General features: G+C 41.5%; 16 protein-coding genes. 8 read left to right on the forward strand and 8 right to left on the reverse strand.

Annotated features, from left to right (window positions below):
• Window position 1: 1 nt before the first annotated feature.
• From U5K72_02090 to U5K72_02120, 7 genes are all read left to right on the forward strand, one after another.
• On the forward strand, window positions 2-439 hold the full coding sequence (locus tag U5K72_02090) for a CHRD domain-containing protein (GenBank protein MDZ7717594.1): 438 nt from the start codon (window positions 2-4) through the stop codon (window positions 437-439).
• Between the two features lie 39 nt (window positions 440-478).
• Window positions 479-1,126, forward strand: a complete 648-nt coding sequence (locus tag U5K72_02095; protein ID MDZ7717595.1) for an SDR family oxidoreductase — start codon at window positions 479-481, stop codon at window positions 1,124-1,126.
• Window positions 1,127-1,233: 107 nt separating this feature from the next.
• Window positions 1,234-1,389, forward strand: coding sequence for a hypothetical protein (locus U5K72_02100; GenBank protein ID MDZ7717596.1), 156 nt, complete (start codon window positions 1,234-1,236; stop codon window positions 1,387-1,389).
• A gap of 84 nt (window positions 1,390-1,473) precedes the next feature.
• Window positions 1,474-1,908 carry a lasso peptide biosynthesis B2 protein gene (locus U5K72_02105; protein ID MDZ7717597.1) on the forward strand — a complete coding sequence of 145 codons (435 nt, stop codon included), beginning with the start codon at window positions 1,474-1,476 and terminating at the stop codon, window positions 1,906-1,908.
• A gap of 18 nt (window positions 1,909-1,926) precedes the next feature.
• Window positions 1,927-2,271, forward strand: a complete 345-nt coding sequence (locus U5K72_02110) for a hypothetical protein (protein ID MDZ7717598.1) — start codon at window positions 1,927-1,929, stop codon at window positions 2,269-2,271.
• Between the two features lie 18 nt (window positions 2,272-2,289).
• Window positions 2,290-3,867 carry an asparagine synthase-related protein gene (locus U5K72_02115; GenBank protein MDZ7717599.1) on the forward strand — a complete coding sequence of 526 codons (1,578 nt, stop codon included), beginning with the start codon at window positions 2,290-2,292 and terminating at the stop codon, window positions 3,865-3,867.
• A gap of 95 nt (window positions 3,868-3,962) precedes the next feature.
• Window positions 3,963-4,238: a PqqD family protein gene (locus U5K72_02120; GenBank protein ID MDZ7717600.1), complete on the forward strand. Its 276-nt coding sequence runs from the start codon at window positions 3,963-3,965 to the stop codon at window positions 4,236-4,238.
• A gap of 133 nt (window positions 4,239-4,371) precedes the next feature.
• On the opposite strand, the gene U5K72_02125 is transcribed toward U5K72_02120, so the two are convergent.
• Complete coding sequence (locus U5K72_02125) at window positions 4,372-4,641, reverse strand: hypothetical protein (GenBank protein MDZ7717601.1); 270 nt, start codon at window positions 4,639-4,641, stop codon at window positions 4,372-4,374.
• A gap of 160 nt (window positions 4,642-4,801) precedes the next feature.
• On the opposite strand from U5K72_02125, the gene U5K72_02130 reads away from it, so the two are divergent.
• Window positions 4,802-5,761 carry a Gfo/Idh/MocA family oxidoreductase gene (locus U5K72_02130; protein MDZ7717602.1) on the forward strand — a complete coding sequence of 320 codons (960 nt, stop codon included), beginning with the start codon at window positions 4,802-4,804 and terminating at the stop codon, window positions 5,759-5,761.
• A 1,014-nt stretch (window positions 5,762-6,775) separates the two neighbouring features.
• Here the strand turns inward: U5K72_02130 and U5K72_02135 are convergent.
• From U5K72_02135 to U5K72_02165, 7 genes are all read right to left on the reverse strand, one after another.
• Window positions 6,776-7,699 carry a hypothetical protein gene (locus U5K72_02135; GenBank protein ID MDZ7717603.1) on the reverse strand — a complete coding sequence of 308 codons (924 nt, stop codon included), beginning with the start codon at window positions 7,697-7,699 and terminating at the stop codon, window positions 6,776-6,778.
• Window positions 7,680-8,012: an FAD-dependent oxidoreductase gene (locus U5K72_02140; GenBank protein MDZ7717604.1), complete on the reverse strand. Its 333-nt coding sequence runs from the start codon at window positions 8,010-8,012 to the stop codon at window positions 7,680-7,682. The genes U5K72_02135 and U5K72_02140 overlap by 20 nt, the downstream gene beginning before the upstream one ends.
• A gap of 192 nt (window positions 8,013-8,204) precedes the next feature.
• Window positions 8,205-9,851 (reverse strand): phosphoglucomutase (alpha-D-glucose-1,6-bisphosphate-dependent), encoded by a 1,647-nt coding sequence (gene pgm / locus U5K72_02145; GenBank protein MDZ7717605.1) that lies wholly within the window; start codon window positions 9,849-9,851, stop codon window positions 8,205-8,207.
• Window positions 9,852-10,207: 356 nt separating this feature from the next.
• On the reverse strand, window positions 10,208-10,726 hold the full coding sequence (locus tag U5K72_02150) for a DUF6141 family protein (GenBank protein ID MDZ7717606.1): 519 nt from the start codon (window positions 10,724-10,726) through the stop codon (window positions 10,208-10,210).
• Complete coding sequence (locus U5K72_02155) at window positions 10,723-11,334, reverse strand: nitroreductase family protein (GenBank protein ID MDZ7717607.1); 612 nt, start codon at window positions 11,332-11,334, stop codon at window positions 10,723-10,725. The genes U5K72_02150 and U5K72_02155 overlap by 4 nt, the downstream gene beginning before the upstream one ends.
• A 130-nt stretch (window positions 11,335-11,464) precedes the next feature.
• Window positions 11,465-12,022 (reverse strand): hypothetical protein, encoded by a 558-nt coding sequence (locus U5K72_02160; protein MDZ7717608.1) that lies wholly within the window; start codon window positions 12,020-12,022, stop codon window positions 11,465-11,467.
• Between the two features lie 1,037 nt (window positions 12,023-13,059).
• Entirely contained in the window at window positions 13,060-13,353 is a 294-nt protein-coding gene (locus U5K72_02165; GenBank protein MDZ7717609.1) for a hypothetical protein, read from the reverse strand.
• Window positions 13,354-13,541: the final 188 nt, after the last annotated feature.

A 13,541-nucleotide genomic window follows, 5' to 3' on the forward strand; every position in this document is an offset into this window, starting at 1 on the left:
TATGAAGTCAAAAAAGCTTTTACTGCTAACATGTTTTGCCCTCATATCTGTAATAGCTATGGGCCAAAGCAATAAAGCTACTGTTCTTTTAAATGGTGTTGAAAGAGTACCCAATGTTCATACACCAGCTACGGGAACAGCCGAGGTATGGATTGAGTCTGACTCACTTTACGTGAAAGGAGAATTTTCTGATTTACTAAACAGGTATTTTTCGAGCAACATCCATTTTGGCAAAAAAGGCGAAACCGGAAATCCTATCTACAAACTTCAGCCGGATCTCTCAGAAAATTACAGGAGCGGAACATTCGACCCGGAAAAGAATAAATTTCCGCTGAGCGATGCCACGCGGGAGGCGTTCAATAACGGGATGCTCTATATGATTGTAGCCTCCTACGATCACCGGCGGGGAGAAATACGCGGACAAATCAATCCAAATTAAAATTCAGTCATTTTTAAATAAACCGATCAGATTATAAACATGAAGATTACAATTGTTGGCGCACACGGAAGTATTGCCATGTTACTGCACCCAATGTTAATTGAAGCAGGGCATTCAGTCAGAGGAATCATCCGAAAAGAGGAACAGGCAGATGATCTGCGTGAACTCGGGGTTGAACCTGTTGTTGCAGATATCGAAAAACTGGATGACATTTCGGAAGCAGTGGGAAACGTAGATGCTGTTCTTTTTGCCGCAGGAGCAGGGCCGGGAAGTGGCGCAGCCCGAAAATGGACGGTAGATCGTGATGGCGCCATCAAACTGATGGAAGCCTGCCACAAAAACGGCATTGACCGATATCTCATCATCAGCGCGATGGGACTCGACGAACCCCGCGGAAGTGAAGTGTTTAAAGTCTATCAGAAAGCAAAAGCAGAAGCCGACAAAGCCCTTCGAAAGAGCGGCCTGGATTACACTATCGTAAAACCGGGACGGCTGACGGATGAACCGGGTACCGGAAAGGTTTCTATCGGTAAGAATTTAGAACGTGGTGAAATTCCGCGGGAGGATGTAGCTGCGGTTTTGGCAAGGGTTTTTGAATCGGACGAAACCATTGGTATGGAGTTTGATTTGGTGAAGGGAGAAAAGCCTATCGATAAAAACCTTTTCAGCAAGACAAAAAATTTATAAAGAGTAAAAAAATGAAATTCTCTTGTAAAACCGCCCTTTTTTAACTAATCTTTCTTGCGGTAAAGAAAAATAAACTTGGCTAATTATCTAACTTAATTCTATTTCTTATGGGCGTACAAAAAACATCTACAGAAGACATTAAAAAATGGGAATCTCCGACAATCATAGAACTTGATATTTCTGATACAAAATTTGGCGAACAGGGTGATGATGACGGAGATGGCTTTGGGGAAGGAGATATCAATCCTCCTCCACGAAGTTAATAAAGTTATTGGCCGGCCTTTTTATATTGAGGTGCTCTGTTGGGTTTTGTTTGCTTTTATCTCATTGCTCAATAAATTCCCTGTATGAAATGGGAAGCTCTAAAAATCTTTATCAAAAAACCAATTTATGAGAAATTTCATCTCATAAAAATCAGTGCATACGTTGCCTGGTATCGTTTTTTCATTTTGAGCTTTTCTTTTAAGAAACTTTCCAAAAAACTTGGGGAACTGAATACGATACCTCTGCAAGCCGATAGCAAACCGGAAACTTTCAACCTTGCAGACAAGATAAGGCATGTCAGCCAGGTTGTGCCGTGGGAGTCAAAATGCCTGGTTCAAGCTGTCGTTGCAAAAATTTTGTTACGAAAAAGGGGGATCGAAAGCACTCTCTATCTCGGAGTTCGAAAAGCAGAAGATGGTTCATCGCTTGAAGCACACGCCTGGCTGGACGTGGGCAATCAAACCATTCTGGGTGGAGATGTCTCCGATCAGTTTACTGTGGTTTCGAGTTATACGTAAGTCAACGATGGAGATTTTATGAGTGCAATCTTTGGGTTCTGTTCTTTTGATGATTTACCGACATCGCATATCGAACAGAACATTCAAAAAATGAAGGAAGCACTCGATCTATGGGCTCCCGATGGTTTCAAAACCATTATTACCGATTCGGCTGGTTTTGGTATTGCTGTCCAGGCTTTGCGGGATGTAGATCAACATCATGCTGCCCCCGATTTCATATCAAAAATCAGATCTCATCCTGTTTACCGCTTACCGCACGTCTTGATAACCAGAGAAGAATTGATTGAACGGTCCTTACATCAAAAAATCAAACCAAAGCACGATTCAGAACTGATTCTGGAACAATATCTTCAAAATGGATAAAATGCTCCTCAGACATTGATGGGCGACTGGGCATTTGCCGCTTTCGACTCAAGAAAAAAACAATTGACTCTTGCCCGCGATCACATCGGGAATACGGCCGTTTATTACACGCGAAATCGTTCGTTTGTTGCATTTGCACCTACGCCTCATGCACTGCTTGCCCTCGAGGGTGTTTCAAATGAACTGGACGAATGGAAACTTGCCTGCGACATGGCCCGGTTTCCTCAACCTGAAACGGCCGATCATACTAAATGGAAAGAAATACGGCAGCTTTTACCCTCTCATCAATTGTCAGCCGACTCCCAAAATCTCTCTGTGGAGCGTTATTGGTCGTTTGATGAAATACCCTCTGTTCGTTTCAATTCTGATGAGGAGTATTATGAACAATTTCGAAAAGTGATGAGCCGGGCTGTTCAAACCCGAATCGAGGGATATAGAAATGTAGGAACCACCTTAAGTTCCGGTTTTGATTCCGGTGCTGTAACTGCCTTTGCCGCAAAACTTCTTGGCGAAGAAAACAGATCGCTTTCTGCCTACACCTCAGTACCCCTCTACAAAAATGTAGAAGGTATGCGGGAAAGTGTGGTTGATGAATGGCCGATTGCACACAGCCACACTCGTTTATATCCCAATATCAAGCATATACCGGTTGACGGTCAGAGCTCCGCTCCGCATCAGGTTTTGAAGAAAATTGTGTATGAATACGGGGAAACCGTGCTTACAACGGGGAATGCATTTTGGATTGAAGAGATCCTTCAGGAAGCCAGCGAAGATGGAATACAGGTTTTGCTGACCGGTCAGATGGGGAATGGCGGTATCTCCTGGAATGGCAGCCGAAACCAAATTTTGTACCATTTTTTAGAAGGCCATTGGAAAACGGGAATTACTTCAGTGAAAAGTTTTAAAGCAAACTACGGTGTAAGCTGGTACAAGGTTCTAAAGTACCTTTTTTTATGGCAGCTTTTATCACCTGTCAAAAAAACGTTGAAGCAGATTGCAAACCCAAATAAACCTCTTTGGAGCCCTGCTGCTCCCATAAATCCAGATTTTGCCGAACGCATGAGTTTAAACACTGCGATCCGTGGATCATTATTGACCGAATATAAACACACACTGGAAAGTCCCGGCAAGAGCAGAGTTCAAATTATGGATGTAAATGCTCCTATCGTCTGCGCAACCTGGCATCGAGACGGAGCTAATCATACTATGGATATTCTTGATCCAACGGCTGATCTCCGATTATTAAAGTTTTGCTTTGGGATTCCGGATGAGCTTCACGCAAAAGAAGGAAGGCAACGTCTCCTAATCAAAAATGCACTGAAAGATATTGTCCCTGATGAGGTTTTAAACTACAAATACAAAGGCCGTCAGGCAGCGGATATTGGCCTGCGGTTGCTGGATTATAAAGAGGAACTGAAATCCGAGATCGATTCTATATCAGACATCCCAGCTGTTCAGGAGTATCTTGATATTTCCTCCCTTTACAAATCTTTGGAAAATTTATCTCCGGATTTATCCTATTCAGAAAGCTATCAACATTCCACTCGTTTGTTATCCGGTCTGATGTATGGATATTTCCTGGATAGATATGGGTAAGAGAAATCCCATCAACTAAATAAACCTGCTTGGCAGTTACGTTTGTGATCAGTATTATTCAGCAAATAAACAGATGAGCTTTAAGTAATCTATTCATGAATCGGGATACAACAATCATTCGAACCAACAAAGCACTGGTCTCATCCATTGAGGATGAACTGGTGATGTTTGATGCAGAAGCCGGCCAATACTACGGGCTGAACAACGTCGGTACTGCGGTTTGGAATCACCTTGAAACGAAAAAAACGGTTGACGAACTCGCGGAGGTTCTCACCACAGAGTTTGACATCACCGTAGATGAATGCCGCAAGGAGTTAATTGAGTTTCTGCCCGAGCTTGAGGAGAAAGGGTTGATTGAGGTTGTAGAATAATTCTCTCCCTGAGAAGAGACTGATGACGGAGCGTTGAGCAAAGTCAACAAATTCGATTACTTTACGAAACACAATCCAGGTTCATTCACTAATCTTTCATAGATTTCAGATTACTTTATTTCGTCTACAATAACTAATCACAACGCCCCATAAATAACTCCCGAAACGCCAAAACCGCCAACCATCCCGTTATCACTGCCCCGAATCCGAACATAACTCTGCCAATCACCTGGTTCGTAGCCTCCGCGATAAAGGGAATTCCACCCTGGATATCCTCTCCATTTACGGCGACCCAAAACCCAATGATGGATAAACTCAGGCAGATCAATCCGCCAAACACAGAGCGCCATTTTGCTGGCTTGGTTTTATGATCCTGTTCTTTTTTGGTGATTTTTATGGGCATGGGCAGCAATTATTATTTTTTGCCAATATAGGTTGGGAGCGGAGTTCTTGTAAAGCATTCCTGAATGTTGATCTGAAATCTCTTATCCTTTTATAGATAGTCAATTTCCTTATTAAAAAGTGGAAGAACCTTTCAACCAAATTGTTTAAAAAAAGAGATTATGAAAAAAATTCGAATTGGAGTTATCAGTACCGCAAAAATTGGCGTTCAAAAAGTGATCCCGGCGATGCAGCAAGCCGAACGTTGCGAAGTTGCAGGAATCGCATCCCGAAATTTGAAAAGAGCAAAATCTACAGCCGATGAACTTTCCATTCCCAAAGCGTATGGATCGTACGAAGATCTTCTTGAAGATCCCGATATCGATGCGGTCTATATACCCCTTCCCAATCATCTGCATGTGCCGTGGTCAATTAAATCTCTTGAAGCTGGTAAGCATGTACTCTGCGAAAAACCTATTGGAATGGACGCTGAGGAGGCACGAACATTGTTGGCTGTCTCCAAAGAATATCCGGATCAAAAAATTTCTGAAGCCTTTATGTATCGTCAGCATCCCCGGTGGAAGCGAACAGCTGAGCTGGTCCACTCGGGTGCCATCGGAGAACTTAAAGCGGTTCACTCCTTCTTCTCCTATTACAATGATGATCCTGAAAACTATCGCAATAGTGCCGAAATGGGAGGCGGGGGATTGATGGATATCGGGTGTTATTCGATCTCACTGGCCCGTCTTCTGTTTGACAGCGAGCCACTTAGTGTTCATGGCGAACTGGAGTACGATCCCGAATTTAAAACCGACCGATTGGCATCCGGATTACTGCGCTTTGAAAACGGAACATCTGTTTTTACATGTGCTACTCAATGCTTTAAAGATCAGTATGTAAAAGTGTTTGGTACCAAAGGAAAAATCGAAATGGATTGGCCGTTTAACCCCGACTTTACAAAAACCCAACGACTACAGGTTGTAATCGACGATGAGGAAACCATTGAGGAGTTTGCCCCTGTTGACCATTTTACACTTCAGGCTGAGGCATTTGCGAAAAGTATTTTAGAAGACGGCCCCGTTCCCGTTTCGCTGGAGGATTCCATCAAAAATATGGAAGTAATTGATAAGATGAGGGCGTAGTTGATTGCAAAACTTACTGACTTGTTCTGAAGGTCCTTTTTGGAACCTAGAGAGAAGCTCTTTCAAGTTCAGTTCGAAGACAGCGGAGATTCGGACAATCCGAGTCTGGCCAATATTATCATTGTCGTTTCGCGATAAGCGGTTCAGATTGTATAATATTTATTGCACTTGATACAATAATTTGTTCCGCTTAATGAACATTGTATCGCAACGAAAAAGGACACAATTGATTGAAGCCTAACTGAAAATCCAAACATACTGAGCAATAATTATAGTGTTGCAATATCCAGTTGCCATGTTTCATTGCAAGAAGCACTGGTTTCCTGACAGATGTTTTGAGTATAGAGTTTCGGGAACTGTAATAAACTCTCCTTCACAGAGATAATTTAACCAGCCAAATCCAGTCCAAGGATAAAGTCTCGTCTGCCTGCCTACATTTTTCCTTCGAATGGAATAATTTTTTTGACTGCTGATCCGACCTTGAAATTCCTCGATATGCCGTTGTCCATCTGCCTTTTAACCGTAGTAAGCTTTTGGTTCTTTCAATCCTGTCTTTCACCCCGTTAACTTCATCATACCTGATCATCTCTCGTTCTTTCTGCTACATATGTCAGCTTCATGTCGCCGAATGCTGTGGCTGCGTTGAAGGATTTTTTTCAAGAGCGGCTGTTGCAGTTTCTCAATATATGCAGGTACAATCTGGTCGTCATGCGGCATAATGAAATACGATACTTTCCCATCTCAACCGCCTTTTCCATCAGAAAATTAATGTTTTCGACCCAACCTAAGTTTTCATTTCTGCCGAATCAGATAAAATCTCTCGTCTTCATTGAATAAAAGATTGAATAACCTGACACTGTATTGTCATTTGAGCAGTCATCTGAAATTAAAACTGTCAAAATTAGGATAGTTTTGGCTTTTGCAGGCAAAGAAGCGTTTTTGTGATAAACTTCTCTGCATTATAGGAAGGCAGGCAGGCGATAACTTTAGGATGTGAGGAGTTCATACCCATTATTAAAGTTGTTGATACACATTTTCAACATGATCTGCAGTATCCATTGCAAACATAGGCGCAGTTGTTAGTTTTCCGGTTTCTACGGAATGGTAGCCGTCGTACGATGTAACACCAATGTTTGATCGTTCATGGAGCCGGCTGTTTTTATTATCAACGTCTGTTCTTCCATGTGCAACAATAATGCCTGCATCTACAATTTTAGGAGTGCAATTTCTAATGGCCGGGTACCATTTTTCTGTTTCACCAATCAATTTTTCTGATATTTCATCAAAATCCTTCTTCGGCACATCTCCCCGGCTTGGCTCATTCCACGATTCCGGCGGTTCAATACTGCTCGACCAACCACGGCACGCATCCGGATACCAAGATATATAGGCGGTGTTATCCGGCCTAATAACAACATCACCAAATTTGCCAATCACCATAGTTGCAGAGGGACAGTTATTCATCTCTTCAGGAATATCAGCAATGACCCTGTATTTAAGCCGATGTAAAATTTCCTTCGGCGGCGATATTCCTAACGTTTCATCTAATCGATATTTAGAGGTCCATGTAGCATTTACAACCTGTAGCGACTTTTTTTTCCATGTTCTTTTTTGATGTTCCCCCTCAATCACATAACCGTTCCCGTTTTTTGAGATTGCCTGAATTTTGCGGCCTCCCAAAAAAGTAATATTTGAATGATTATATATAGCTTTTCGAACATGTTTAGCGAGTATAAATGTATCTATGGCCAACTCACTGGTGCTAAATCCACCTTGTAGGTGATCAGTGTTAAAGTGTTCCGCAAGGGTCTCTTCAGAACATCTGTGAACCAAGCAATCCGGTGTTCTTCCTAAATAGTGCAACGATTCTTTTTCTGCTCTCTCCCTGTACAATTCCTCCAGTTGATGATAGCGTTCTTCAAGCTGTTCGGTATCCAAAAAAGACTGGTTTGATACCAGAGTAGTAGAATGGCGTGCCAATATTGAGATCTTTTGCTTCTTTTCCAATCCACCTCGACATGTAAGGAGCAAATCGTAGAGATGCTTTAAGCATAAGTTTCGGTGTTTCAAATTCAGGATCATTTACATACACCAACCCCAAATGAACCTTTCCCTCATTTCGAAAACTTGATCGGTTGAACGGCACCGAGTCCTGATCTAACAAATCAACGGAGTATCCCCGATTTGCCAGTTCCAGGGCAATGCAGCACCCTTGTACACCCGCACCAATAACAGTTATTTCTTTCTTCATAAAGCCAACATATTTCTGTATCTAATATCCGCTATCAAATGAACAGGCGCTTGATTGATTCCAAAGGTTCCACTCGGAATCTTAAGAGCGATGCTCTGCTTCAGGTTCACAACCCATCAGAAGCGGAGCTTCTATTGGGCGTTCCGAAGCAGGAGCTTCGGAACGAGTATTAAATAAAATTATCCCAAAAAACTATTTTCCTAACACCGAATCCACAATTGCCTTCGCCTCTTCCTGGATCTGTTTGAGGTGATCGGTTCCTTTAAAGCTCTCCGTGTAAATTTTGTAGATATCTTCCGTGCCAGACGGGCGAGCCGCAAACCAGCCATTTTCGGTTTCAACTTTCAGCCCGCCGATAGGCGCATCATTTCCGGGTGCTCGGGTGATCTTCTTCTGAATGGGTTCTCCGGCCAGTTCATTCGCCTGAACCTGGTCAGGGGAGAGATCTTTCAGAATCGATTTTTCCTCGATAGTTGCGGGTGCATCCAACCGTTCGTACACCGGGCTTCCAAACCGGTCTTCCAGATCTTTATAGTGCTCATCCGGGCTTTTGCCGGTTTTCGCTGTTATTTCAGCAGAAAGAAGACACAAAATAATTCCGTCCTTGTCGGTGGACCAAACGGTTCCATCTTTTCTTAAGAAGGATGCGCCGGCACTCTCTTCGCCGCCAAATCCATAAGATCCGTCTTTTAGTCCATCCACAAACCACTTAAAACCAACAGGTACTTCAGCCAGCTTTTTGTTGATCGATTTCGCCACACGGTCAATCATACTGCTGGATACAAGCGTTTTCCCAACCGCAGCTTCATCACTCCAGCCCGGCCGGTTTTGAAACAGGTAATTGATGGCCACCGAGAGATAGTGATTCGGATTCATCAAGCCGGTTTTAGTGACAATTCCGTGGCGGTCGAAATCGGTATCGTTTCCGAAAGCGATGTCGTATTTGTCCTTCAGATCAATCAGGCTGGCCATGGCGTAGGGTGAGGAACAATCCATGCGAATTTTTCCGTCTTTATCCACCGTCATAAAACTGAAAGTCGGATCTACCCGCGGATTTACGACCTCAATATTCAAGCCGTATTTCTCAGCAATCGGCTCCCAATATGCAATTCCCGAACCTCCCATGGGATCGGCACCGATTCTCAATCCTGATTCTGCAATAACCTCTAAATCGACTACATTTTTAAGATCATCAGTATAAGGTTGAACATAATCATGAATTTGGGTCGTACTTTTTTCGAGCGCTTTTTTAAGCGGAATTCGGCGCACTCCCTTTAACCCGGTTTTTAAATACCGGTTCGCCGCGTTTTGAATTTCATTTGTAATTTCTGTTCCTGCCGGGCCCCCGTGGGTAGCATTGTATTTGAATCCTCCGTCAGATGGGGGGTTGTGAGAAGGGGTAATGACTATACCGTCAGCCTTATGCCGGGAATCAGATTTATTTCGATTCCAGGTTAAAATTGCATGCGAAACGGCAGGTGTCGGCGTGTATCCAAAACCATCCTGATATCGGATTTCAATACCGTTTGCCGCCAAAACTTCAATGGCGGAAACCATAGCCGGTTCAGAAAGTGCGTGGGTATCCATTCCCAGGAAGAGTGGGCCGTTAATGCCTTTCTTATTTCTAAAATCAGCAACGGCCTGGCTGATAGCTAAAATATGATTTTCGTTAAAGGTAGAATCATTGGCCGACCCCCGGTGACCCGATGTTCCAAAGGAGACAGCGTGTTTAGAGTTACTACTATCCGGAATTCGGCTGTAGTACGATGTAATCAGTCGTGGTATATTCTCAAGAATTGTGTGCGGTGCCGGTTTACCTGCAAGTTCGTGATTGGACAAAATAAGCCTCCCGTTTCGTTCTAATATGTTTTAGTTATCAAAAATTTTTCTCTACCCGAAAATGATTGATAATACTATTAATGGCAAGTTACTGTACTCAACTTACAGGAATATTTTTTGAGGAATTTGGAGTGGTATTCTCCCTTTCAGGGAGACAGAGTTTTTCAACCGTTCTTGAAAAACTCAGAGGGGTGTCTCGTGCTGGTGGTATCATCAGTGTTGAATTGCCACTAAAACATAAAATCAAAAAATTTTTTTTGAATAGACTTTAGAAAGAAAGGTGCTCTGAAGATATTTTAGAAGAAAGGGCTACACTACACCTAATACACTTCTTTCGTGATTTTGTGCTTTAGTGGCTAAAGAACTTTACGATCCCGGGAGAACTTTTTATAAGCTCTTACAACCTCCTCAGGTTCATCTGAGGAAAAGTACACCGGTCGGCCTGCTCTTAAATAAACTTTCACTCCTTTCTTTCCACTGATGATATACCCCTTGCCTTTTCGTCCCCATCGAATTCCCCATCCGCCAAAATCTAAAATGGGGCGATAAGTAACCGTCTCCATTGATTCGATATCAGCTAACCGGTACGAGTGCATTCTGAGATGCAGCGGAAACAGCCGATAGTAAAAATTTTCCGAATCTATCTTAATGATCAGTTTCATGCTAAAAAGTGCAAGAGGGAATCCAATGCCAATAACAATCCAAATAATAATCATTACTGAATCGGGAGCGGAATTACTGCCAACCGGATTATCCAGGATAAACTGCTGATAGGTTAAATACCAGATGAGAGCAGAAACACCGATTATGAGAATCCACATGAAAGGTTGCTTGCATTTCTGAACCGATTTGAACTCTTTGGGTTGATTTATCATAAAAACGTAGCGATTTCTTTGAGTGGTTTTTTTGTGATGTCGGGAACTTTTGCATCCTCAGCCGGGTAGCCGGTTACCAAAATCAAATAAGCACGTTCGTTTGAAGGACGATCCAAAATATCATTCAAAAATTTCATGGGATTTGGGGTGTGAGTCAGAGTAACCAGACCCGAGTGGTGAAGCGCAGTTATCAGCATTCCGGTGGCAATTCCCACCGACTCTTTTACATAATAGTGCTGAATTTTCTCTCCGCTTTCGGTCACCTCATAATTTTTAGAAAAGATCACAATGAGATAAGGGGCAGTTTCCAGGTACGGTTTATGTTCATCCGTACCGAGAGGTTCCAACACTTCCAGCCATTCATTGGGTGCTTTCTCGTTATAAAACTCTTTTTCTGCCTTCTCGGCTTCAATCCTGATTTTCTTTTTTACTTTGGGATCAGACACCACCACAAAATGCCACGGTTGCAGGTTGGCCCCATTTGGTGCTGTACCCGCCGCTTTAATGGCATCTTTGATAACCTCGACAGGAACGGATCGATCCGAAAAATCGCGAACAGTCCGGCGCCGTTTGATATCTTGGTAGAATTCAGATGCCCGTTTTTTCATTTCGTCGGGGGGGTATTCGCGATAGTCGGGTAGGGGGATGAATTTTGGCGGCACTCTTTTCGATAATGATCGTATCTGCGTATTTAATTATCTCATATCAGTACAAATAACAAAATCAAGTAAAATGGATTTAAATGAATCGCTCGAATACAATATCTGAAGTTTCATGTGGCATATAGCGATAATGATAGCGGATGATTTCTGATTGTAAACTATTATCTGATAGTCTCCTATCGGCAATATGTTGATCAGCATCTTTATCTGGATTGAATAGCATGAGACCATCAAACCAAAAATTATCTTTTATTCGCTTGATGTATATAGAAATATCAGGCTCAACACCGATCTTAGAAATTATATTCATAATACAAATCCCTTCAAGTATTACAATACTATAATCTCGACATGAACTCTCATAATCTTTGTACAGATCATTAAACCGAATGTGTTTTGAATAGCCATCTTTATTTTCATTTACATACTGGTCTATCTCTAAATGTTCTGCGTCAAGTGCATTTGCCAACGAAATTGCTAAAGTAGATTTTCCAGAGCCATCCCGCCCATCAATTGTGATTAAGCCAAATTCGCCAGAAATAAGTTTTTTTCTAACCGTTTTTTCTATTCCTGAAAAGTCTCCACAAACCTGTGCAGCCATTTTATTAAAAACCTGTTCTTTTTGGGGCATCATCCTTTTCAGCTAAATAGTTTGCGATATATCTAATCACTATGACAAAAATCGCAGATACAGCTATTCCAAATGCAAGTCCAAAATATCCTTGAAAAAGAGTACCAAAAAAAGCCACGAGAACAACTCCGAGCCCAGCTAACAGTAAACCTACTATTAACCAAAACCAACCTAATAATGCAAAAGCTATTCCCGCTGAATAAATCCAAACCGCAAAACCAAATACGCAAGAAATTATAAATCAGGAATCGCAGAAAAGCCACGGGTTTTATCGGGAAGGACCAAGAGGGATAAGAACACGAAGATTGCAGATAAACAGATATACCCGAGCAGTGGATAAATGAACTCATAAATATAAAATGCAGTTTCAACTATCCATTCTCTGATATCATTATATTTTGGAATAGGTTTAAAAATATTTTGGATATTAAAGTTCTCATTTCATTCTTTTTTTTTCGAGAACTCTGACAGCATCTAAGCTGTTTTTGCCTTTCTTGTTTTCAATTTAATGGATCAGGCCTTCTTTATCCAATAACATTTTTGCAATCTGTGGTATCACCATTTAATACGGCATAGCATTAACGGCCGTATTTCCAAGCCCATCTTGTATATTCACGTCGATATGATTCTCTTCTTTGAAAATATTTTCAACCGCAGGGGAATTTCCATCTTCGACTGCTTTGAAAAAGGCATTTTTCCTTCTCTTCTCACCTTTATTTTTGGCAAGAGACTTTGTGAAGCTCTCTATTCAATCTTTTCCTGAGTTTTATAATCTGCTTTTTTGTACGGTCGAATGAATTGTCTCTTTGTAATTCTTGTAGGTTCAATGGTTTTTTCGTTTTAAGATTGTTGGCTGATATCCTCTGGCAATCAACAGGCGTTCCGTTTGATATTTCTGAATCAATTTGCACTGTAAAGATTTTCAATAATTACCGTTATCATACCAAATCTGGAGAGTATTGGATTGCCATCATTAAGCAGCTTAGACAATTTACTCTGTACTTTTTCAGACTCAACGATGCCAAAATTTTTTAATAATTTCAAGAGCTTCTTTTTCTTGTTCTTCCTCCTTCTCGAGCAATTCTTCCATAAATATTTTGTATATCAGAATTAGTCCTCTCAACCAATAAATCTCTTGATACTTTATAATTATTAGAGGTTTTATTTAAAATACTCAGTGCCCGTTTGCTGATCACAAATGTTTTCCTTTTCTGTTCTTTATGATCAGGATGATTATGATCTTTTAAAGATTTGATAGTAGCTTTAGAAAGCTCGTTCTCAGTAGTAATTAAATCGAACACTTCTTTTGCTGTAAAATTGAACGTTTCAGTCATCCAATTTATAGCCTGAATACTCTCAGTACTCAGCTTAAATGTCGTACGCTTAGATTCCTTTTTTGCCTGTGTAGATTTTCAGCTATCAACTCCGAAAGCTTTGTCTTTTGAAAGTTTCATACGATTAATTTTTTACTAATGATTACTGCCCATAGAATAGCTATATCCGCTATCAGATGCAAATAAGT

This window comes from Balneolaceae bacterium, from assembly GCA_034521495.1.
Lineage (GTDB): Bacteria > Bacteroidota > Rhodothermia > Balneolales > Balneolaceae > Rhodohalobacter.

Bases quoted from the DNA above. Each gene is read 5' to 3' on its own strand.
- U5K72_02125 (MDZ7717601.1), bottom strand. From the start codon at position 4,641: ATGCCCATAAAAATCACCAAAAAAGAACAGGATCATAAAACCAAGCCA.
- U5K72_02100 (MDZ7717596.1), top strand. From the start codon at position 1,234: ATGGGCGTACAAAAAACATCTACAGAAGACATTAAAAAATGGGAATCT.
- U5K72_02150 (MDZ7717606.1), bottom strand. From the start codon at position 10,726: ATGATAAATCAACCCAAAGAGTTCAAATCGGTTCAGAAATGCAAGCAA.
- U5K72_02140 (MDZ7717604.1), bottom strand. From the start codon at position 8,012: ATGAAGAAAGAAATAACTGTTATTGGTGCGGGTGTACAAGGGTGCTGC.
- U5K72_02115 (MDZ7717599.1), top strand. From the start codon at position 2,290: ATGGGCGACTGGGCATTTGCCGCTTTCGACTCAAGAAAAAAACAATTG.
- U5K72_02110 (MDZ7717598.1), top strand. From the start codon at position 1,927: ATGAGTGCAATCTTTGGGTTCTGTTCTTTTGATGATTTACCGACATCG.
- U5K72_02165 (MDZ7717609.1), bottom strand. From the start codon at position 13,353: ATGACTGAAACGTTCAATTTTACAGCAAAAGAAGTGTTCGATTTAATT.
- U5K72_02130 (MDZ7717602.1), top strand. From the start codon at position 4,802: ATGAAAAAAATTCGAATTGGAGTTATCAGTACCGCAAAAATTGGCGTT.
- U5K72_02090 (MDZ7717594.1), top strand. From the start codon at position 2: ATGAAGTCAAAAAAGCTTTTACTGCTAACATGTTTTGCCCTCATATCT.
- U5K72_02095 (MDZ7717595.1), top strand. From the start codon at position 479: ATGAAGATTACAATTGTTGGCGCACACGGAAGTATTGCCATGTTACTG.
- U5K72_02155 (MDZ7717607.1), bottom strand. From the start codon at position 11,334: ATGAAAAAACGGGCATCTGAATTCTACCAAGATATCAAACGGCGCCGG.
- U5K72_02120 (MDZ7717600.1), top strand. From the start codon at position 3,963: ATGAATCGGGATACAACAATCATTCGAACCAACAAAGCACTGGTCTCA.
- U5K72_02160 (MDZ7717608.1), bottom strand. From the start codon at position 12,022: ATGATGCCCCAAAAAGAACAGGTTTTTAATAAAATGGCTGCACAGGTT.
- U5K72_02105 (MDZ7717597.1), top strand. From the start codon at position 1,474: ATGAAATGGGAAGCTCTAAAAATCTTTATCAAAAAACCAATTTATGAG.